This is a genomic window from Kluyvera sichuanensis (assembly GCF_040930405.1).
Taxonomy (GTDB): Bacteria; Pseudomonadota; Gammaproteobacteria; order Enterobacterales; family Enterobacteriaceae; genus Kluyvera; species Kluyvera sichuanensis.
Genome location: NZ_CP162271.1, coordinates 2,293,074 through 2,314,373, shown reverse-complemented (window position 1 = coordinate 2,314,373; position 21,300 = coordinate 2,293,074). Strand labels below are relative to the sequence as shown.

21 protein-coding genes and 2 pseudogenes are annotated in these 21,300 nt (G+C 52.3%); 20 read left to right on the top strand and 3 right to left on the bottom strand.

Annotation, left to right across the window (positions count from 1 at the left end):
- Window positions 1–38 precede the first annotated feature (38 nt).
- The 14 genes and pseudogenes from AB2B48_RS11250 to AB2B48_RS11185 all read left to right on the top strand — a co-directional run bounded on the left by AB2B48_RS11250 (window position 39) and on the right by AB2B48_RS11185 (window position 9,849).
- Complete coding sequence (locus tag AB2B48_RS11250; RefSeq protein ID WP_368301783.1) at window positions 39–1,064, top strand: major capsid protein; 1,026 nt, start codon at window positions 39–41, stop codon at window positions 1,062–1,064.
- Window positions 1,065–1,108: 44 nt separating this feature from the next.
- Entirely contained in the window at window positions 1,109–1,513 is a 405-nt protein-coding gene (gpFI, locus tag AB2B48_RS11245) for a DNA-packaging protein FI (RefSeq protein ID WP_368301782.1), read from the top strand.
- A gap of 11 nt (window positions 1,514–1,524) precedes the next feature.
- Window positions 1,525–1,878 carry a head-tail joining protein gene (locus tag AB2B48_RS11240; protein WP_368301781.1) on the top strand — a complete coding sequence of 118 codons (354 nt, stop codon included), beginning with the start codon at window positions 1,525–1,527 and terminating at the stop codon, window positions 1,876–1,878.
- 9 nt (window positions 1,879–1,887) lie between these two features.
- Window positions 1,888–2,442, top strand: coding sequence for a phage tail protein (locus tag AB2B48_RS11235; RefSeq protein WP_368301780.1), 555 nt, complete (start codon window positions 1,888–1,890; stop codon window positions 2,440–2,442).
- On the top strand, window positions 2,439–2,837 hold the full coding sequence (locus AB2B48_RS11230) for a phage minor tail U family protein (RefSeq protein ID WP_368301779.1): 399 nt from the start codon (window positions 2,439–2,441) through the stop codon (window positions 2,835–2,837). The genes AB2B48_RS11235 and AB2B48_RS11230 overlap by 4 nt, the downstream gene beginning before the upstream one ends.
- A 7-nt stretch (window positions 2,838–2,844) precedes the next feature.
- Window positions 2,845–3,582 carry a phage tail tube protein gene (locus AB2B48_RS11225; protein ID WP_368301778.1) on the top strand — a complete coding sequence of 246 codons (738 nt, stop codon included), beginning with the start codon at window positions 2,845–2,847 and terminating at the stop codon, window positions 3,580–3,582.
- A gap of 37 nt (window positions 3,583–3,619) precedes the next feature.
- On the top strand, window positions 3,620–4,027 hold the full coding sequence (locus tag AB2B48_RS11220) for a phage tail assembly chaperone G (RefSeq protein WP_368301777.1): 408 nt from the start codon (window positions 3,620–3,622) through the stop codon (window positions 4,025–4,027).
- A gap of 50 nt (window positions 4,028–4,077) precedes the next feature.
- Window positions 4,078–4,356: a phage tail assembly protein T gene (locus tag AB2B48_RS11215; RefSeq protein ID WP_322262643.1), complete on the top strand. Its 279-nt coding sequence runs from the start codon at window positions 4,078–4,080 to the stop codon at window positions 4,354–4,356.
- Window positions 4,334–6,637: pseudogene (locus AB2B48_RS11210) on the top strand (phage tail tape measure protein); the annotation flags it as partial. The gene AB2B48_RS11215 and the pseudogene AB2B48_RS11210, both read left to right, overlap by 23 nt.
- A 215-nt stretch (window positions 6,638–6,852) precedes the next feature.
- Entirely contained in the window at window positions 6,853–7,200 is a 348-nt protein-coding gene (locus AB2B48_RS11205; RefSeq protein WP_368301776.1) for a phage tail protein, read from the top strand.
- The gene (locus AB2B48_RS11200; RefSeq protein ID WP_368301775.1) at window positions 7,197–7,952 is read left to right on the top strand and encodes a phage minor tail protein L; all 756 of its coding nucleotides are present in this window, start codon (window positions 7,197–7,199) and stop codon (window positions 7,950–7,952) included. Before AB2B48_RS11205 ends, AB2B48_RS11200 begins: the two co-directional genes overlap by 4 nt.
- A 1-nt stretch (window position 7,953) precedes the next feature.
- Window positions 7,954–8,664 (top strand): C40 family peptidase, encoded by a 711-nt coding sequence (locus AB2B48_RS11195; RefSeq protein WP_368301774.1) that lies wholly within the window; start codon window positions 7,954–7,956, stop codon window positions 8,662–8,664.
- 74 nt (window positions 8,665–8,738) lie between these two features.
- The gene (locus AB2B48_RS11190; protein WP_263070954.1) at window positions 8,739–9,191 is read left to right on the top strand and encodes a hypothetical protein; all 453 of its coding nucleotides are present in this window, start codon (window positions 8,739–8,741) and stop codon (window positions 9,189–9,191) included.
- 49 nt (window positions 9,192–9,240) lie between these two features.
- Window positions 9,241–9,849: a tail assembly protein gene (locus tag AB2B48_RS11185; RefSeq protein WP_368301773.1), complete on the top strand. Its 609-nt coding sequence runs from the start codon at window positions 9,241–9,243 to the stop codon at window positions 9,847–9,849.
- A 46-nt stretch (window positions 9,850–9,895) separates the two neighbouring features.
- On the opposite strand, the gene AB2B48_RS11180 is transcribed toward AB2B48_RS11185, so the two are convergent.
- Window positions 9,896–10,528: a hypothetical protein gene (locus AB2B48_RS11180; RefSeq protein ID WP_325951242.1), complete on the bottom strand. Its 633-nt coding sequence runs from the start codon at window positions 10,526–10,528 to the stop codon at window positions 9,896–9,898.
- A gap of 151 nt (window positions 10,529–10,679) precedes the next feature.
- Here AB2B48_RS11180 and AB2B48_RS11175 point away from each other — a divergent pair, with 151 nt between their 5' ends.
- The 4 genes from AB2B48_RS11175 (at window position 10,680) to AB2B48_RS11160 (ending at window position 17,772) form a co-directional block, all read left to right on the top strand.
- Window positions 10,680–14,081, top strand: coding sequence for a host specificity protein J (locus tag AB2B48_RS11175; RefSeq protein ID WP_368301951.1), 3,402 nt, complete (start codon window positions 10,680–10,682; stop codon window positions 14,079–14,081).
- A gap of 323 nt (window positions 14,082–14,404) precedes the next feature.
- The gene (locus AB2B48_RS11170; protein ID WP_368301772.1) at window positions 14,405–15,076 is read left to right on the top strand and encodes a hypothetical protein; all 672 of its coding nucleotides are present in this window, start codon (window positions 14,405–14,407) and stop codon (window positions 15,074–15,076) included.
- A gap of 92 nt (window positions 15,077–15,168) precedes the next feature.
- The gene (locus AB2B48_RS11165) at window positions 15,169–17,091 is read left to right on the top strand and encodes a pyocin knob domain-containing S74 family peptidase (RefSeq protein ID WP_368301771.1); all 1,923 of its coding nucleotides are present in this window, start codon (window positions 15,169–15,171) and stop codon (window positions 17,089–17,091) included.
- 291 nt (window positions 17,092–17,382) lie between these two features.
- Entirely contained in the window at window positions 17,383–17,772 is a 390-nt protein-coding gene (locus AB2B48_RS11160) for a S24 family peptidase (protein WP_368301770.1), read from the top strand.
- Between the two features lie 205 nt (window positions 17,773–17,977).
- On the opposite strand, the pseudogene AB2B48_RS11155 reads toward AB2B48_RS11160, so the two are convergent.
- Window positions 17,978–18,160 (bottom strand): annotated as a pseudogene (locus tag AB2B48_RS11155) (hypothetical protein); the annotation flags it as partial.
- Window positions 18,161–18,448: 288 nt separating this feature from the next.
- Between AB2B48_RS11155 and mlaA the strand changes: the two are divergent.
- Window positions 18,449–19,204 (top strand): phospholipid-binding lipoprotein MlaA, encoded by a 756-nt coding sequence (gene mlaA / locus AB2B48_RS11150; protein WP_185669525.1) that lies wholly within the window; start codon window positions 18,449–18,451, stop codon window positions 19,202–19,204.
- 63 nt (window positions 19,205–19,267) lie between these two features.
- Here mlaA and fadL read toward each other — a convergent pair whose 3' ends face one another.
- Window positions 19,268–20,560: a long-chain fatty acid transporter FadL gene (gene fadL, locus AB2B48_RS11145; RefSeq protein ID WP_185669526.1), complete on the bottom strand. Its 1,293-nt coding sequence runs from the start codon at window positions 20,558–20,560 to the stop codon at window positions 19,268–19,270.
- A gap of 372 nt (window positions 20,561–20,932) precedes the next feature.
- Between fadL and AB2B48_RS11140 the strand changes: the two genes are divergently transcribed.
- Window positions 20,933–21,217, top strand: coding sequence for a YfcZ/YiiS family protein (locus tag AB2B48_RS11140; protein ID WP_185669527.1), 285 nt, complete (start codon window positions 20,933–20,935; stop codon window positions 21,215–21,217).
- Window positions 21,218–21,300: the final 83 nt, after the last annotated feature.

The following is a 21,300-nucleotide window of genomic DNA, read 5'->3' as shown; positions in this document are numbered from 1 at the left end:
AGAAGCCGCCATCGCGGCTTTTTTTACGGGAAAAATCTATGTCAATTTACACTACAGCCCAACTTCTGGCGGTCAATGAGAAGAAATTCAAGTTTGACCCGCTTTTCCTGCGCATCTTCTTCCGTGAAAGCTACCCCTTCAGCACTGAGAAGGTCTATCTGTCGCAGATCCCGGGCATGGTCAACATGGCGCTGTACGTTTCGCCTGTTGTTTCCGGCAAGGTCATCCGTTCCCGCGGCGGTGCAACGTCTGAGTTTACGCCGGGCTACGTCAAGCCGAAGCATGAAGTAAACCCGCAGATGACGCTGCGTCGCCTGCCAGATGAAGATCCACAAAACCTGGCTGACCCGGCTTACCGTCGCCGTCGCATTATCCTGCAGAACATGAAGGATGAAGAACTGGCAATTGCCCAGGTGGAGGAGAAGCAGGCCGTTGCTGCCGTCCTCAACGGTAAGTACACCATGACCGGTGATGCGTTTGAACCGGTTGAAGTAGATATGGGGCGCAGCGTCGGCAACAACATCACTCAGGTCGGTGCCGCGGCATGGAGCGGTCGCGACAAAGAAACCTATGACCCGACAGACGATATCGAAACCTACGCGCTGAACGCCAGCGGTGTGGTCAATATCATCGTCTTTGATCCGAAAGGCTGGGCATTGTTCCGTTCGTTCAAAGCGGTAAAAGAGAAGCTCGATACCCGTCGTGGTTCTAACTCTGAACTGGAAACGGCGCTGAAGGATCTGGGCGAAGCCGTCTCCTATAAGGGGATGTATGGCGATGTGGCCATTGTCGTCTACTCCGGTCAGTACATTGAAAACGACACCAAAAAGAACTACCTGCCGGATTTGAGCATGGTGCTGGGTAATACCCAGGCGCGCGGGCTGCGCACTTACGGCTGCATTCAGGATGTGGATGCCCAGCGTGAAGGTATTAACGCCTCTGCGCGTTACCCGAAAAACTGGGTGCAGACCGGTGACCCGGCGCGCGAGTTCACCATGATCCAGTCCGCACCGCTGATGCTGCTGGCCGATCCGGATGCGTTTGTGTCAGTCAAACTCGCCTGATTTTATTCTGTGGCCCTTCGGGGCCCTGTTTCGGAGCTGTTCTCATGACAGAAAAAGAAAAGTTGATCGCACGCCTTAATGAGCTCGGCGTGCAGCTCGGTCGGGAAGTGAACACCGGTGGCACCATTCAGGAGCTCTCAATGCGCATTGCAGAGCTGGAGGAAGAGCTGGGTGACGACACGGATACCGATGGTGTTGAAAATGGTGGCGTGGGTGGTGGCGGGGAATCAACCGGCTCCGTAAAACTCGCACCGCCAGCGAATACTGTGTTAAGCGGCAGTACCGATGACGCACTGGTGGCCGTCGAAACGCTAGCCACTCTGCACATTGAGGCGCTGCATGCGACCCTAGATGAGCCGGTCTCTATTGTGGAAGCGGGGACCGTGATTCGTGTGACAGAAACGGATGCGGACAGCCTGGTTGCGCTCGGACTGGTGCGCGAACACTAACAGGGGGCTGTGTGACTGATTTCGATAACCTTTTTGATGCTGCAATCACACAGGCCGATGACACTATTCGGCAGATTATGGGGACTTCGGCAACGGTAACGTCCGGCGCGATTTCTGGTGTCACGTTGAGTGGTGTTTTCGATGATCCGGAAAATATCGGTTACGCCACACCCGGCATCCGTGTCGAGGGGACCAGCCCGTCGCTGTTTGTGAAATCAGCAGTGATTGAGCAGCTGGCACGGCTGGATACGCTGGATATTAACGGCAAGTCTTTCTGGGTTGAACGTATTGGCTCGGATGATTGTGGCTCCTGTCATATCTGGTTAGGGGCGGGTTCTCCTCCCGCATCAACCCGTCGCCGTTAAGGAGATGTGATGTCGATAAAAGGGCTTGAACAGGCAATAGCGAACCTTAACAGCATCAGTAACACGGCGGTTCCTCGTGCCTCAGCGCAGGCGGTCAACCGTGTGGCCACCCGGGCTGTTAGCCGAAGCGTTGCAGTGGTATCGAAAGAAACCCGGGTTCCCCGAAAGCTGGTGAAGCAGCGCGCCAGGATAAGGCGCGCCACGACGAAAAAGCCAAGAGCGCTCATCCGGGTTAACCGGGGCAATCTGCCGGCGATAAAACTGGGAACCGCCAGCGTGCGATTATCCCGTCGAAAACGGGATAAAAAAGGGGCCAATAGCGAATTGCGAATTGGCCCTTTTCGTTTCCCGGGTGGCTTTATTCAGCAACTGAAGAATGGTCGCTGGCACGTCATGCGTCGGACGTCAAAACCCCGCTACCCGATAGAGGTGGTCAGTATTCCCCTGGCGGCTCCCCTGACGACCGCATTTAAAGATGAGCTGCCAAAGCTCATTGAATCGGATATGCCCAAAGAACTGCGGGCATCCCTTAAAAACCAACTCAGGCTGATTCTGAAACAATGAAACACAGTGATATCCGAAGGGCCATCATCAATGCGCTGGAGAGCAATATTGGTGAAGAGGCTCTCTATTTTGATGGGCGTCCGGCAGTACTCGAGGATGGCGACTTTCCGGCTATCGCTATCTATCTGACGGATGCCGAATATACCGGTGAAGAGCTTGATGCGGATACCTGGCAGGCGACGCTGCATGTCGAAATCTTTTTACCGGCGCAGGTGCCGGATTCAGATCTGGATAACTGGATGGAGTCCCGAATTTATCCGGTGCTGAGCGATGTGCCAGGGCTCGCCGGGCTTATTACCAACATTGTGCAGCAGGGTTATGACTACCAGCGCGATGACGATCTTGGGCTGTGGAGTTCGGCTGATTTGAAATATTCCATTACTTACGAAATGTGAGGACGTAATGACTACACCAAACCCACTGGCGCCGGTTAAGGGTGCCACCACCACGCTCTGGACTTATTCCGGAACAGGTAACCCGTTTGCAAATCCGTTATCGGATGTCGACTGGACGCGTCTGGCGAAAATTAAAGACCTGCAGCCTGGCGAACTGACCGCTGAATCAAACGATGATACGTACCTGGATGATGCGGATGCGGACTGGACTGCTACCTCCCAGGGGCAGAAATCAGCAGGGGAGGCCAGTTTTACGCTGGCCTGGAAGCCTGCCGAGCCTGGTCAGCAGGATCTGGTTCGCTGGTTCGACGACGGTACTGTGCTGGCTTACAAAATCAAATACCCGAATGGCGCTGTCGATGTTTTCCGCGGGTGGGTGAGTAGCCTCGGTAAAACAGTGACCGCAAAAGACACCATCACGCGTTCAGTCAAAATCAGCAACAACGGTAAGCCTGGACTGGCAGAAGAAAGTGCCGCGGCTGCGATTGCGGTGACCGGCGTCAGCCTGGATAAATCGACGGCCACTGTTGCTGTAGCGGCAACCACGACGCTGCATGTCACCGTGGCGCCAGCCAGCGCCAGCGACAAATCGTTCCGTGCTACCACGACGGCAGCGGGTATTGCCACGGTGTCTGTTGTTGATACGGCTCTGACGGTAACCGGTATTGCGGCAGGTACTGCCGAGATTATCGTGATGACCAACGACGGGCTGTTCGTTGCTACCTGCAGCGTCACCGTTTCCTGAACAACGGGGCTTCGGCCCCACTTCCTGGAGTCTACCCATGTTTTTAAAAAGTGAGCCGTTCGAGCGCAACGGCAAAACTGTCACGCTCTACGAACTGTCGGCACTGCAGCGCATTGAGCATCTTGAACACCTGAAAACACTGGAAACTGTTGTCGATGCAGACATGCAGGCGGCGATGAAAATGACGATTACGGCAGGTGCATTGCTTGTGGCCATGTCGTTATGGCATGAACATCCTCTGAAAGGGACGCATAAAACGCCCAAAGAGGATGTTGAGCAGATCCAGAATGAGGTGCTGACGACCTGGCCGCTGGAGATTATCTCCGCAGCAGAGTACAGCGTGAAGTTGCTGTCCGGCATGGTTCCGCCATCGGAATCCATTGTGCCACAGGATGATGCGGTAACCGAACCGGTCAGTCTGGAAAAGTCCTCGCCAGTGAGCTGACATTCGTCCTGAAACTGGCGCGTGAATTTCGCCGGCCGGACTGGCGCGCCATGCTTGCTGGTATGTCGTCAACGGAATACGCCGACTGGCGAACGTTCTACCAGGACAACTTTTTTAATGATGTGCAGATGGATGCACATTTTTCCTCGCTGATGCATATCGTCATCACCGCACTTGACCCCAAAACCACATCAACCCCTGCCAGCTTCAGCCTGCTTTCACCTTCAGCGGAGGATATTACCGACGATGAACCCGGTGATGCCGTGTTGATGGCAAAGGCCGAGGGCATTTCAGGAGGCGTTCGCTATGGCCCAGACGGCAGTGGGTGACCTGGTCGTTAACCTTGACGTTGACTCGTCGAAGTTCAACGAACAGATGGAATACGTTAAACGGCAGTTTAAGCAGACCGGCGATGCGGCGAATGATTCCGCGCTAAAGGTGCAGCAGTCGTTTACCCGGCAGGAGAGCGCGGCGAAAAAGGCCGGTATTTCTGTGGGGCAGTACAACGCCGCAATGCGAATGCTGCCCGCGCAGTTTACGGATATTGCCACCCAGCTGGCCGGCGGTCAGAGCCCATGGCTCATTCTGCTACAGCAGGGCGGTCAGGTGAAAGACTCGTTCGGCGGCATTATTCCGACCTTCCGCGCGCTGCTGGGCTCAATATCGCCGGTTATGGTGGGTGTTGGTGCGCTGGCAACCGCTACCGGGGCAATGGTTTATGCCTGGTATCAGGGCTCGTCCACGTTGTCCGACTTCAATAAAACGCTGGTCCTTTCCGGTAACAGTGCCGGGCTGACTTCAAACCGCATGCTGGTGCTGGCGAAGTCTGGCGAGCAGGCAGGACTGACGTTTAACCAGACCAGCAGCGCACTCACCGAACTGCTAAACGCCGGTGTGCGCGCCGGTGCCCGGTTCGATGATATGAGCCAGGCGGTGGCGAAATTCACCGAGGTATCGGGTGTACCTGTCGATAAAGTGGCGGCCGCGTTCGGGAAACTGACGAACGATCCGACTTCTGGCCTGATTGCCATGGCGCAGCAGTTCCACAACGTCACCGCCGAACAGATTGCCTATGTGGCGCAACTGCAACGATCCGGGGATGAGGCCGCGGCGCTGCAGGCGGCTAACGATGCAGCGACGAATGGTTTTCGCGATCAGACAAAGAGCCTGCGTGACAATATGGGCTCGATTGAGTCAGCAGCGGATAGCCTGAAGCGTGCGTTTAAATCTATGTGGGATGCGGCGCTGGATATCGGACGGCCGGACACGTCGCAGGAAATTGTCTCTAAAGCCGAGGCGGCGTTTAAGCGCGCGGATGAAGTCTGGAATCTGCGCAAAGGCGACCGCTACGTGAATGACGATGCGCGCGCCCGCTACTGGAACGACCGGGAGTCGGCACGGCTGGCGCTGGAAATGGCGCAGCAGCAGGCCAATGTGGCGAAAGCGACCGAGGACAACGCCGCGAGAGAGGCGGTGGTGGAATCCGATCGCCAGAAGTATGCCGCGCAGGCCCAGTCAAACTATGCGAAGACGCAAAGTGCGCTGGAGAAATACACTGCTCGCCAGAACGAACTGAATAAGGCGCTGAAGGATGGGCGGATCCTCCAGGCGGACTACAACATCAACCTTGAAGCCGCCAAAAAAGAATACGACGACTCGCTGAAGAAACCTAAAAAGCCGTCAGCGGTGAAAACGCCGGCAGGCGTGAAAAGTATCGATACAGCCAGTGCGCAGACGCTGGAGCTGGAAGCGCAGCTACGCACGCTGGAAGAGCATAAGAGCATCACGGATACCATCAGCCAGCAGCGGCAGGAACTGTGGAAACAACAATCCCGTTTTTCTGTACTGGAAGAGGCCGCTAAAAAGCGCGCGCTGACAGCTGATGAAAAATCGGTGCTGGCGAACAAAGATGAGGTACTGGCGCGGGCGGAGGTTAATGCCCGGCTTGGCGATCAGATTGTTGCCCAGGAACGTTTAAACCGCCTACAGGATAGCTCGCAGAAATACGTTACCCAGATTGGTGAGAAAACCAAAGCGCTGGTAGCCGGCGGCAGCATGAGCAGCCGCGGTGCGCAGCGGCAGAATGAAGAGGCACAACTGCGGCAGGGCTGGATAAATGCCGGTGGTACGGATGCGGATCAGGGTTATCAGAATGAGCTGTCAGCGCTGAAAGATTACTACGCTGCTCAGGATGAGCTGCGTGGAGACTGGAAGGCGGGGGCAAAGTCAGCCTGGGCTGACTACGCGGACTCTGCCAATGACGCGTATGGTTCCATGAAATCAGCAGCTTCCGCCACGTTCGACGGTATCAGCCAGAACATGGCGGATATGCTGACGACAGGTAAAGCTAACTGGGCTGATTTTACCCGCTCGACGTTGTCGATGCTGACGCAAATCCTGATGAAGCAGGCCATGGTGGGGCTGGTTAACTCAGCCACATCTGCGCTCGGTTTTGCGGGTGGGGGTTACACCGGTACCGGCGGTAAGTATGAGCCGGCGGGTGTGGTTCACCGCGGCGAGTTTGTCTTTACCCAGGAGGCCACAAACCGGATCGGCGTCGGCAATCTGTACCGCATGATGCGCGGTTACGCGACGGGTGGCCTGGTTGGCGGGAGTGGGGGCGGTGTTGCGTCTCCTTTCGGTGTCAGCGTCTATGCGCCGGTATCCATCACCACGGGGCAAGGGGATTCCGGCCAGCAGAAAGGGAGCGGTGATGCAGTCGGAAAAGCCTATCAGCAGGTCATTGATAGCTCCGTCCGCGCAGGGATTGCGAAGGCCATACAGCCGGGCGGCATGATCTGGAACGCTAATAAACAGAGGTAACGATGGCGATTGAACATTTTGGATGGCGGATCAAAGCATCCAGCCAGCCAACGCTGAAGAGCAAGGATAGCGTCCGCACGGCACAGTTTGGTGACGGTTATAAACAGGTGACTGGCTCTGGGCTCAATGATGAAACGCTCAGCTATGAGTTTTCATTCACCGGTGAACCGGGGACTGTCAGGGATATCTATGCCTTCCTGCGGCGCCATAAGACGAAGTCATTTTCGTTTACACCGCCGGGCGGTGACCTGGCATTGTGGCGTGTTGAGGCCGACAGCCTGCAGCGCGTCACCAAAGGTAAAACGGTGGAAACCGTTTCGGCCACGTTTGAACAGGCGTTTGCACCATGAGCTTAAACGCAGATTATCAGAAGTTAGAACCCGGTAGCGAAGTCAGGCTCTTTGAAGTCGACGGGAGCGATTTCGGCGTGGGTGAGGTATTACGATTCCACGCCTATAACATCCCTCATACGGAAGAGGAAATCCTTGCTGCAGGTGGCGATGAAACCAAACTGCCAGCAAAAAGTATCTGGTGGCAGGGAGAAGAGTATTCAGCCTGGCCCTGCCAGATTGAAGGCATAGAGACCTCCACTGATGGCAGCTCAGCCCAGCCGAAGCTGTCAGTGGCGAATCTGGATAGCTCGATCACAGCGTTATGTCTTGCTTACGACGACATGCTGCAGGCGAAGGTTACGATCCATGACACGCTAGCTAAATACCTTGATACGCAGAATTTTCCTGATGGGAATGCTACGGCAGACCCTACGCAGGAAAAGCTAAAGGTCTTTTATATCGATGCTAAAAGCAGCGAGACGAATGAAGCTGTGGAGTTTACGCTTTCAAGCCCGATGGACCTGCAGGGCCTGATGATTCCCACTCGTCAATTGCATTCCCTGTGTACCTGGTGCATCCGCAATAAGTATCGCTCCGGCGACGGTTGTGATTATGCTGGCACGCGCTATTTCGATAAGCACAACAATCCCGTCGATGATCCCTCTTTGGATGAATGCAACGGCACGCTGAAGGCCTGCAAACTCCGGTTCGGTGAAAATAACGAACTATCACATGGCGGATTCGTTGGAACGTCACTAATCAGGAGCTGATATGCGTCAGAAAATCATTGATGCCATCATGGCGCACGCAGAAGAGGAATATCCGCGTGAATGCTGCGGCGTGGTGGCGCAAAAAAGCCGTGTTGAACGTTATTTCCCGTGCCGGAATCTTGCCGCGGCGCCAGATGACAATTTTGTCCTTTGCCCCGAAGACTACGCAGCTGCTGAGGACTGGGGAACGGTGATCGCCATCGTTCACAGTCACCCTGACGCCACAACGCAACCGAGCGAACTGGATAAAGCGCAATGCGACGCAACGCTTTTACCCTGGCATATTGTGAGCTGGCCGGAGGGGGATTTACGCACCATCCAGCCGCGCGGAGAACTGCCGCTGCTGGAGCGTCCGTTTGTGCTTGGACACTTCGACTGCTGGGGGCTGGTAATGAGCTATTTCCGGCAAACGCATGGTATCGAGGTCCACGATTACCGGGTGGATTATCCCTGGTGGGAGGACCAGTACCCGGGGAATTTTTACCGTGATTGCTGGTATGAATGTGGGTTCCGTGAATTTTCCGGGCCGCCGCGTGCCGGCGACATGGTTATAATGCAAGTGCAGGCCAATAAGTGGAATCATGCGGGAATTTTGTTAGAGGGGAATATGCTGCTGCACCACCTGTACGGTCACCTAAGTCAGCGCGTGCCGTATGGTGGTTACTGGCAAGAAAGGACAATGAAGATTCTACGTTTTAAAACGCTATTATGAATCCGTTATGTCGGCATATTTCTGAAAGGGGATTGGCCTGTTATCATTTAACCTTCAAACGTAAAGGGGGAAAAATGAAACGCTTAGCACTTTTGATGTTGGCATTTGTTGGAATGCACGTTGAAGCTAGACCAATTACTGCAGATGAGAGAGCTGCAGTAGAAGATGTTATCAGGGAAGAGATGAAAGACCCTGAAGCTGCAAAGTTTTACCATATGGATTTCCCATATCCTGACAATACTTTCACCTATTGTGGATATGTTAACGGTAAAAATTCATATGGAGCGTATTCAGGAAAACAACTATTTGCGACATTCTTAGGTAAAAATGCAGATGGAAAGCTTATCGCGGCATCCTTCGATGTTAACTCACAAACCGGGGAGCCCGTAGACCAGTCCGTTATTTCCACTCTCTGTGCAAGTGCCGGCTATGATATCCCCGTCAAAAAAATGTTTTTCAAGGATGTTAATAAAAACAGGGCTGAAAAAGGTATACCCAAACTCAACTCTCAATACATGAGGCCCTGAACATTAATAATATCAAACCGCTTAGGCGGTTTTTTTATTTGGAGGTGCTATGCATGAGGTAATGACACGTATTGAACTTAGCGGAATACTGGGTAAAACATATGGGAAGGTTCATCACCGCCTGGTTCGCACCACTGCTGAAGCCATTAATGCACTTGCAAAAACAATCAATGGTTTCGAGAAATTCTTAAACACTAGCAAAGCCCGAGGGCTGACATATGCTGTTTATAGAGATAAAAAGAATATTGGCGTTGATGATTTCGGATTTCCCGTCACCGGCGAAGTGATCCGGATTGTACCTGTTGTGATAGGAAGTAAAAAAGCTGGCCTTTTACAGACGATATTGGGGGCCGTGCTTATTACAGCTGCTGTATTGACTGGCCCCGGCGGTATTGGCGCTGCATTCTCTGCTGGTGGGTTGACTGGGTTTGCTGCAGCCACTGGCGCTTCGTTGGTACTCGGTGGGGTTATTCAGCTTCTATCACCGCAGCCATCAGGCATAGCCAGCAAACAAAGCGCAGATAACCGTGCATCGTATGCGTTCGGCGGGGTGACAAATACCGCGGCGCAAGGCTACCCGGTACCGCTTCTCTACGGTCGCCGTCGAATCGGTGGCGCAATCATTTCTGCCGGTATTTATGTCGAAGATCAGCAATAGGCCTCACTATTGAGGCCGGAGGGATATTATGGATAAGAATCTTTTTTTACAGCGGTACAGCTTGGCCGCTGATGATTTCAGTGTTCAGCCGTTTTGTGGTTTTCGCGAGACTATCAAACATTGTTTCGAGCGAGAGCCAGGTATCATGAATGCCATTCCCGTAAGCTTGGAAATAAATGCAGAATCTGTGCCCAGTCAGCTTGTTCCCGTCGGGAGTGATGTAGTCCGTTATGAGGGGGCTGATGCGGAAGGATCCTTTTCTAAAATCGGGCCTTTCTATCTGAAGGTATATCGATAATTTATCGTAAACCCATCTGATTGCTTCTTTGTTTGCATTCATTTCTATCTGGCGAATGAAAAACTCGAAACGGCCTGTGATTCCATGTGTACACCTGAACAGGGCTGCTGATGGAACATCCTTAGGTTCCCCGGATAGCATACAATCAGTGCTTTCCAGCGCACTTTCTGGACCATTTATCCATCTAATAAACTCGTAGAAATTTTGTACAGACATTTGGTCTGCGTGATCCACAAAGTCTTCTAAATGTGTAGTGATAAGTTCGGGTTGCTCTCTAAAATTATAGTATTTTCCTGCTTTATACTCATGCCCTTCGGTTGCACCCCATGGCTGGGAACGTCTTCCTGATTCAGTTATTTCAAAGGATGACACGACAATCATTACATTTTCCTTAACCTATTTGTTCCAGATGAATGCTCATATTTGAGAGAAGTAACTACAGCAAAACACCAACATACCTAGGTATGTAATGAAGCAACATCCTGATATTCAAACAGTAGCCACCTTCGGGTGGCTTTTTTATGGGCGCAATATGGCTACAGAAAAAGTGTTAAAGGGCCGCAAGGGCGGCAGCTCAAGTTCCCGAACCCCAACCGAACAGCCTGATGATCTGCAATCTGTAGCGAAGGCAAAAATCCTCGTTGCGCTTGGGGAAGGGGAGTTTGCAGGGCAGCTAACCGGCAAAGATATCTACCTGGACGGAACGGCCCTGGAGAATGCCGACGGCTCCCAAAACTTCAGCGGCGTGACGTGGGAGTTTCGCGCGGGAACACAGGCGCAAAAATATATTCAGGGTATTCCCGGTACAGAAAACGAGATCAGCGTGGGAACTGAGGTTTCAAGCGCTACAGCCTGGACGCGCACGTTTACCAATACGCAACTTTCAGCAGTTCGTCTGCGTCTGAAATGGCCCTCGCTTTTCAAACAGGAGGACAACGGCGACCTGGTGGGATACACGATAAATTACGCCATCGACCTGCAGACGGACGGCGGCACATGGAAAACAGTTCTAAGTACTCGTGTATCAGGGAAAACCACCACGGGCTATGAACGGAGTCATCGTATTGATTTGCCGCAGGAGGGCAGCACCTGGACAATCAGGCTGCGTAAGATTACTTCTGACGCCAACAGCGCGAAGATTGGCGATACGATGACGTTGCAGAGTTTTACTGAGGTGATTGACGCCAAGTTACGCTATCCCAACACAGCGCTACTCTACATCGAATTTGACTCCAGCCAGTTTAATGGTTCTATTCCGCAGATTTCCTGCGAACCGCGCGGGCGTGTAATTCGCGTTCCTGATACCTACGACCCTGAAAACCGTATCTATAGCGGGACATGGACCGGCGCATTTAAGTGGGCGTGGACAGATAACCCAGCGTGGATTTTTTACGACTTGGTTGTTTCTGACCGGTTCGGTCTTGGGCACCGTTTGACTGCTGCAAACATTGATAAATGGACACTTTATCAGGTTGCTCAGTATTGCGATCAGATGGTGCCAGACGGTAAAGGGGGCAACGGTACCGAACCACGCTATACCTGCAACGTGTACATTCAGGACCGGAATGACGCTTACACTGTCCTGCGGGATTTTGCTGCTATTTTCCGTGGCATGACCTACTGGGGCGGTGATCAGATCGTGGCACTGGCTGATATGCCGCGCGATGTGGATTACAGCTATACCCGCGCCAACGTTGTTGGCGGTCGCTTTACCTATTCGAGCAGCACCACGAAAAGTCGCTACACCACCGCGCTGGTGTCATGGTCCGATCCCGGTAACGCCTATGCAGACGCGATGGAACCGGTATTTGAGCAGGCGCTGGTGGCGCGTTACGGATTCAATCAGCTGGAAATGACAGCCATCGGTTGCACCAGGCAGTCAGAGGCTAACCGAAAGGGGCGCTGGGGTATTCTCACCAACAACAAGGATCGTGTTGTTTCGTTTGATGTCGGGCTGGACGGAAACATTCCGCAGCCGGGGTACATCATCGCCGTGGCTGACGAGCTGCTATCCGGAAAGGTGATGGGCGGACGCATCAGCGCCGTTAACGGTCGCGTTATAAAACTTGACCGCGTGGCAGATGCGGCAGCAGGTGGTCGCCTTATTCTCAACCTACCTTCCGGAGCATCGCAGAGCAGGACCATTCAGGCCGTGAACGGTGAATCAGTAACCGTCACCACGGCATACAGTGAGATGCCACAGGCCGAAGCTGTTTGGGTGGTTGAATCTGACGAGCTTTACGCGCAGCAGTATCGAGTTGTCAGCGTTTCCGATAACGATGATGGCACTTTCTCGATTACCGGCGCATGGCACGATCCGGATAAATATTCCCGTATCGATAATGGTGCCATCATTGATCAGCGCCCTGTCAGTGTCATTCCGCCGGGCAACCAGTCAGCGCCTGATGACATTGGCATTGAGAGTTATTCCGTTGTGCAGCAGGGTATCAGCGTGGAAACGTTGCGCGCGACCTGGTCCGTCGTTGATAACGCTATCGCCTATGAGGCGCAATGGCGCCGCGACGACGGCAACTGGGTAAACGTGCCGCGCAGCTCGACGACCAGTTTCGAGGTTGAATCCATCTATGCTGGCCGGTACCTGGTCCGCGTTCGCGCCATCAACGCGGCGGAAATATCGTCCGGGTGGGGATACTCGGCAGAGGCAACGCTGACCGGGAAAGTGGGAAATCCGCCGAAGCCGGTTGGGTTTGCGGCCACGCCGATAAACTGGGGTATCCGTTTGAACTGGGGATTCCCGGCGAACACATCGGACACCCTGAAAACGGAAATCCAGTACACCCCGAACGGGGACCAGTCGGACCCGCTTTTGCTCAGTGATGTTCCATATCCTTCATCTGAATATAGCCAGCTTGGTCTTAAAGCTGGCCAGGAGTTCTGGTTCCGCGCGCAACTGGTAGATAAAAGCGGGAATGAGTCCGGGTGGACAGGCTGGATCCGGGGCATGGCTAACAATAACGCCGACGACTACCTGGCCGGCATTGCAGATGACCTTCTCACGTCTGAGGACGGGCAACGCCTGACGGAAAGCATTGAGCAGGCATTAGACGCAAGCTGGCAGAATGCGCTGGCGGGCGGGAATATCCTGAACGCGCAGTACGCTGCACTGGGTACAGTGCGCGCTGAGATTATGCAGGTCGCGACTACCGTTGCCGAAGTAGACCATGCGATGGCGCAGATGCGTACAGAGCTGACCACGCAGATCGACGAGAACACCGCGAAGATCACCCAGGTATCAACCTCCGTAACGGAAGTAGATAAGGCGATGGCGCAGATGGGCCAGGGTCTGCACGCAGAAATTGAGACGAACAAAACAGCCATTGCAAAAAACACGGCGGATATTCAGATCGTATCAACCGCCGTAGCTAAAGTCGACCAGTCGGTAGCCGACCTGGGCACCGACCTGCGAGCGCAAATCGGCAATAACACGGCAGCAATATCCGAGAAGTTAACCGCAATGGTTGACTCGGATGGGTCCAGCTCGATCTATACGCTGAAAGTCGGCGTGAAGTACAACGGGCAGGAAGTCCTCGCGGGTATGTCGATTGCGGCAATTGCTCAGCCTGGCAAACCTCCGACGGCACGCGTTGCGTTCAACGCGGAGGAATTTGCGCTACTCTCCGGCAGCGGTAACACGCTGTTTTCTCCTTTCGCCGTGAAAGGCGGACAGACGTTTATCAATGATGCGTTTATCCAGGACGGCACGATCACCAGTGCTAAAATCGGAGATTTCATTCAATCAACGGCGTATGACGGCATCACTCAGGGGTGGCACTTGGGTAAAGATGGAACATTTATTAACTTAGGGTCTACTTCTGGGCAGGGGGGCATGAAAACTACGCAAAACAATATAACCGTCCGGGATGAAAATAATACCGTCAGGGTGCAGTTAGGATTAATAACGGGGGTGTGGTGATGGCGGATTATGGGGTGCAAACGTGGGGTGTAGATGGCACCCCCAATAACTACGGAATAAAGCCCGTTTCGGTATTATCATCGATATTACTAACTAATGGTCAGAAATCTGGGTCATGGTCATTTACCGTGCCAGCCGGGTTAAAACTCAATTATTATCATGTGCAAAACGGCAACGGTGACGCAGGGGGGCTAAATTCAGGACGGAGAAAAGTCGTGATAGCAGGGAACACGATAACGGTTTCGTCAGCTGGAAATGCCGAGTACCTGGCTAATACGTTTCCCGCTGGACGGGCTTTCTTAATCATTACACTGGAGGCATAAATGTCCTACGGCGTGCTTCTTAAAACCACATCGGGGGAAGTATGGGTCTCTCCGGAAAGTACACCTTTAGCATTACTTTCTAAAAAAAGTGTCACGGTATCTAACCCGCAGGCATACACTACGATAACGCAAGCCTACGATGTTAATAATCCGATAATCCCATTTGTACGGGTTAATGGGACGGGGGCCTTATGGTATGAGACCAATAATGGGGTCTGTACCGTCACAATATGGAACGCTTCGCAACGTGCCGTGGTTGAGGCGTACTTCTTTTCAATATTCCCGCAACCAATGCCCGCATCTAAATACGGTATCGCCATATGGGATGCTAATAGCAATTTAATATTAACACATGAGACAAAGACTTTAACGGATGTATTAAAAATCGGCGGCACCGGGTCTGCCGGAGATAACGGGATCAATACCAATGTTACGCTTACTGGTAAATGGGGGGTTGTGCCTGAATTTCTTGGGATGGTGGTTGGGGTTATAAACGACCCATACCCAAGACCGTTCCAGTCAAATGTACGAGCTATTGCAGTTGCCAGTGGCAATAATACCAGGATTTATGGTTACGGTGACGGCGGCGCGCCGACAGGTGGAGTATCCGGGGTATCCTATATAAACGGACACACTAACGCCATCGCGTTACGTGTTGGTGATTACGATTAACATTTAACTGTTATATCCCCTTACTTCATATCATTAATTTTTGCGTGTTCCGCGCAGGATTCCGCATATCCAAAAATTGACAAGAGGCTTTTATGTCAGCAGGCACTTTAAAGCTCACTAATGGCAGTACTGCCGTGACTGGCACCGGCACCAGTTTCACCACTGACCTCACCACCGCCGATTTTGTTGTCGTCACTGTCGGAGGTACGACGCATTCACTTGCCGTTGACTCTGTGACGAACGCGACAGCGCTGGTGCTGTCTGCTCCATTTACCGGCCCGACAACAGCGAGCGTGGCATGGCAGGCAGTGCCGCGTAAAGCGATGCTCCGCGTCACCGCCGAACTGAACAGGCAGGTAAACGAAGCGCTGCGCCTGGGTAACGAGAACGCCATCAACTGGCAGGCCGTGCTGTCTGCCGATGATACCGCTACTGTGGTGCTGCCGGATGGTACGACGTTAACGGGGCTGTCCTGGAAGAAGCTAAGCGAGATCATGACCGATATGGATATCGACGCGATTAAACCGCTGGCGGCCCAGATCCACACCGACGCAGCCCAGGTCGCAGCAGATAAGCCGGTCATCGTGCAGGCCAAGACCGATGCCATCGCCGCGAAGAACGCCGCCGCCGGTTCTCAAACGGCGGCAGCCGGGTCCGCCACTGCGGCCGCCGCCAGTGCCACCACTGCAACGACGCAAGCTGACCGCGCGAAGACCGAAGCAGACCGGGCGCAATCCGCTAACCCGGATAACCAACTTAAGAAGGCGAATAACCTTAGCGACGTAGCCGACAAGGCCGCAGCGCGTACTAACCTGCAAGTTGTTTATCGGTCCCCCACAACACTAACCGCGACGGACAATCTAAACGACTTCAACGGCTTGAAGGCGGGCGAATATTTCAACTCACAGAACGTCAACGCGAAACCGGAAAATAACTATCCGGTAAGTTCTGCGGGTAGTTTAAAGGTCTACTGGACGAGCGCATCGAATAACACTGGATGCGTCCAAGAGTATCGGGTTTATAGCTCTAGCCGCATGTTTTCGCGTATCTTTAACGGCGTTAACTGGACTCCGTGGGTTGAGTATTACAACTCCGGGAGTGTGGTCCCATTGTCCGCTGGTGGTACTGGTCGAACTGACGGCACGATAGAGGCGAAATCAGATCAGAACGACCTGATAAGATTGCAGCCAACTGGATCAAATCCGGCGTGGATAGTTTTCAGAGACTCGTCCGTGACAGCGCGATGGCGGGTTGGACGTGAAGGGGCGAATGCTGATTTTCAGTTTATCGCGTTTAACAGTGCGGGAACCAGTTTAGGTACGTATTTAAACATCAGTAACGCAACGGGTGAGATATCGACCACAAAACCTATCACTACAACGAGTATTGTCACTGCCGGTAACTTGTCCGCTTCGGGGAGTTCATACCCTAATGTTAGGTTTTATCCGTTGTATACAGACGGTGCGGTAATCCCTGACACCGTTGTTGGCGGTTTTACATTTTTTGAGACGCTATACAGTAAAACCGAACCCACCTCCGGGGTATCGTTAGTTCGTCGGTCAAAAACCGGCGGTACAATGGGACAAATTGCGATTGCATTCCCCAACACCGCCGGTGTAATAGCTCTCCAGGGAACATCCGGTATCGACTATAAGCACGATGTGACGGATGCTAATTACTCCGAAGCCATCGCGCGAATCGACAGTTTGCGCATGGTTAATTTTGTCTATAACGACGACGAACAGAACCGGGTGCGCTTTGGGGTTATTGCAGAAGAAGTGGAGTTAACCGCGCCGCAGTACATCAAACACAATCAGGAACAATATGAAGATATCCTGGATGAGAACGGCGAGAAGGTGGGGGCTAAGTACCGCGACCGCCCGAGCGTGGATAATAACCCTATCATTATGGATTTGCTGGGGTATGTTAAGGACTTGAGAAAAGAGATTGATGCGCTGAGGAATGAGATAAAGGCACTAAAAACCGGGGGAGTAAAAGAGGATGATAGCTTATAACCTCTTCTGCAAACTATTTTTTAGTTCATTGATATCAGTTAGTTAACACACCGCTTTTTTATGTGATTTTCGCCACGCGAAAAGGTTGTTTTTCATTTAAAAACATACTGATAATTCATTTTCAGGCGTGTACTAGAAGGGTACTTCGATCTCGAAGTCCTTCGCACCTGCCAAAACATCAAAATTCCCTTTGCTGTAAACGAGTTCCATAAGCGTGGTTAATTCCCTCTTTACTGGATGTATATACAGTATTTATACTGTGTTTTTATCCGGTTCAAAGAGGGCGTTAACATGGGATTTCCATCTCCAGCTGCTGATTTCGCTGAAACAAGAATTTCCCTTGATCAGCTACTTATCAGTAAGCCAGCTGCGACTTACTTTATGCGCGCCGCGTGCTCTCATTTTCGTGAAGGAGTTTTGCAGGGGGCCTTGCTGGTGGTCGACTCTTCGCTCTCTCCGTTCGATGGCTCACTTCTTGTGTGTGCTATCGAGGGAGAGTTCAGGATAAAGCGTTATCGCATGTACCCGACCCCACATCTGATCAATCTGGAAAATGGCCGAAGAGAAGAGCTACCGGAAGATGAAGGCGGATATACGGGGTCACTCCCTGTTTTCGGGGTGATTACGTACATCATCAACGATGCAAGAACTGGAGAGTTTGACGATTGCCCGGTGATGTAACCAGTTGATGATGTATGAAAAGTGGCTTTTTATGAGTACATATATGTGTACATTTTTGTTTTTTATTTCTAAATTATTTCTTTGTTATACATGTAGTTATGTTTTTTAATCTCTTTGACCATTTAACTAAGGGGACAGAGCGGGCCGAGTATAGCGTTTTTTGTGCGCCTGAGTAAGTGCTCGGCCGCTCGACTGCTCAAACACTCGCCATTGCATCACGCTCCATCTCCTTTTCGCCCTCCTGGCGAATATGCTCATGAATCGCCATGGCGCGAGAGGGGAGCCGGTCTTCATTCACTTCAATGCTTTTCCCTTGCTGTTTTTCTTCGCTTTCAACGGCTATTTCGTCATGGTGGCGGTCTATGGTCTCTCTTTTGAGTTCATCCATCGCGGTGGCCCTGAAATAAGCACATATAGCCTAAGCGTAGCGGGTTACAGACAATGCAGGTTTGGCGCTATTCTGAAATACTGACGTTATTGCAAAGATTTAATTGCGCCAGGCAGGCATGGCGTGCCGCAGCCCCGGCTTTACCAGGCTATGATAAAATCAACAAAACTTGGCTATATAGACATCGTCCGATGGGCTGTTACAATCGCTCACATCTAAACAGGCGGATACGTAAACGTGCCGCATGGATGGCAATCAGCGATAGCCATAATCAACAGGGAGACATTTATGAAGCTTCGCCTGTCGGCGCTTGCGCTCGGGACGACACTGCTGGTGGGCTGTGCGAGTTCCGGTACAGAACAGCAGGGGCGTTCAGACCCCTTCGAAGGTTTTAACCGCACGATGTACAGCTTCAACTTCAACGTGCTGGACCCGTATGTCGTTCGTCCAGTCGCCGTCGCCTGGCGTGACTATGTTCCGCAACCTGCGCGTAATGGCCTCAGTAACTTCACCAGCAACCTGGAAGAGCCAGCGACGATGGTGAACTACTTCTTACAGGGCGACCCGTACCAGGGGATGGTGCACTTTACCCGCTTCTTCCTCAACACCATTCTGGGGATGGGCGGCTTTATCGACGTGGCGGGTATGGCTAACCCGAAACTGCAGCGCGTCCAGCCGCACCGCTTTGGCAGCACGCTGGGCCATTACGGCGTAGGCTATGGTCCGTATCTGCAACTGCCGTTCTACGGCAGCTTCACGCTGCGTGAAGACGGCGGTGATTTCGCGGATACCACCTATCCAGTGCTCTCCTGGCTGACCTGGCCGATGTCTATCGGTAAGTGGATGGTTGAAGGGGTAGAAACGCGTGCACAGCTGCTCGACTCCGACGGTCTGCTGCGCCAGTCTTCCGATCCGTACATTATGGTGCGTGAAGCCTACTTCCAGCAGCATGACTTTATCGCCAGCGGCGGTAAGCTGAAGCCGGAAGAGAACCCGAACGCGCAGGCAATTCAGGGTGACCTGAAAGATATCGATTCCGAATAGTGAATTAGCGGCAATAAAAAAGGGTGAACATGATGTTCACCCTTTTTTTATGTCGGCAGGCTATCAGAAGCGATAGTTAAAGTTGGTACCGAACAGCCAGGCTTTACCTTCGGATTTGAAGGTGTAGTTAAGTGGAGCGTTGCCTTCGTTGATGGTGACATCCTGTCCATGCATATAGGAAACACCCAGGTCGACGGAAGCATCATCATTAAATGCATAGGTCGTACCGGCACTGATCCAGAAACGATCCTGGTCTGGGATAGAGATTGAACGGTTATCTGCTGGAACTGGGCTATCGTCAAATGCGATACCGGTACGGAAGGTCCAGTTTTTATCGTAATAGTAGGTGGTACCCAGCGCGATGCGGTAAGCATCTTTGAAGCCTTCTTCTTTATAGAACAGCGTTTGCCCGCTTGAACCGGTTGCTTTCAGCTCCTGGAACTGACTCCAACTGGTATACGCAATGCTATAGTGGATAGCCCACTGTGGCGCTACGCGGTTATAACCAGAGAGTTCCCACATCTCAGGCAAATGCAGCGATAAGGAACCGCCGATAGTATTGCCGTTGGTGCCAAAAGGTATACCAGGAGGGAGAGCACCATTAAGTTGGCTTGGGATTGAGCTACGGTAGTCGCCGTCAAAATCAACCTTCACTTCAGAACGATAGGTGAAGCCCCAACGGTTGTCTTTATCCAGTTCGTACAGGATGCCAGCATTCCAGCCATAACCCCACTCATCACCCTTAAGGTAGGCAATCTGGGAGTTTGGTTGCTGCCCAATAACTTGACCGACCTCACCTGCATAACGCTCGATCTTCGCTTTAGCATAAACTGCGTCAAAGCCTAAACCGAAACTCCAGTTGTTGTTCAGACGATATGCGCCGCTGAGGTTCAGGTTCAGCGTTTGTAGATCGGTTTTACCGCCGAATATACCTGCAGCATAGTTATTATTGAATTCGGTAGCGAGGCCATAGTTAGAGGTGACGGACGCTCCCCAACCGAATTGATCGTTAATTGGCGCAACATAGTGCAAGTTAGGTACCCATGCGGTTGGCGCAATGTTATCGGCATCAGTGCGGTTACCGAAAGGTAGTGGCGACTTGCCCGAAATATTCACATCCGGATCGATAAACACCGCACCAGCAGAAAATGTTGGACGGTCGAACATCATTATCAGCGCCGGGTTACGGCTGGCATTACCCGCATCATCTGCGATAGCACCTTCGCCGGAATAGGCACGGCCCAGACCAGAGGATGAAAATTCATTAAGCTGGAAGCCTGCGGACCAGGCTTGAGTCGAAACAAGTGCCACTGCGACAGCAAGAGCAGACTTCGTATAACGGGTTTTCTGGCTCATGACCATAACCTCATTGAGTTATTTTTATACAAACAATGTTACATGTAGTAACAGAAGCGCGAAGTGTAGGGGCTGGACTACGACAGAGAAATCAGACCAGTGACGAGAGTATAGGTCTGACCAGCTGGTATGTTGCAATATTGTTTATTAATTTTTTCTGAGATGTTGTTTGAAACGGGATCTGGTTGGCAAAATTGCGGGTCTTGTCATAGGGGGAGAAACACTAAATTTGTTTTAGATCATTTTTAATTGTGATTTCGGTCACTTAACGTCAGAGATCACATTCTCGACTGGAGGCGAAAAGCGGGTGGACGTAAAATATGCTCATCGTTTATCTGGCACCTTGAGTGCACAAAACAGAGGAAATCTACAATGAGCAAATGTAGTGCTGATGAAACCCCGGTTTGCTGCTGCATGGACGTGGGTACCATTATGGACAACTCCGACTGCACCGCTTCCTATAGCCGTGTATTCGCCAACCGTGCCGACGCAGAAGCAACGCTGGCCGCGCTGTCAGAAAAAGCCCGTAGCGTAGAATCTGAACCCTGCAAAATTACCGCTGACTTCAAAGAAGTCGAAGGCGGCGTGCAGCTGGATATCGATTTTGTCTTCGCCTGCGAAGCTGAAACGCTGATCTTCCAGCTGGGCCTGCGTTAATCGCGCCTCCCGCACAACGACGTTAAATAACGCCCCTGTTACGCTGGTAACAGGGGCGTTTTCTTTTGTTCTCAGTGTGTTTT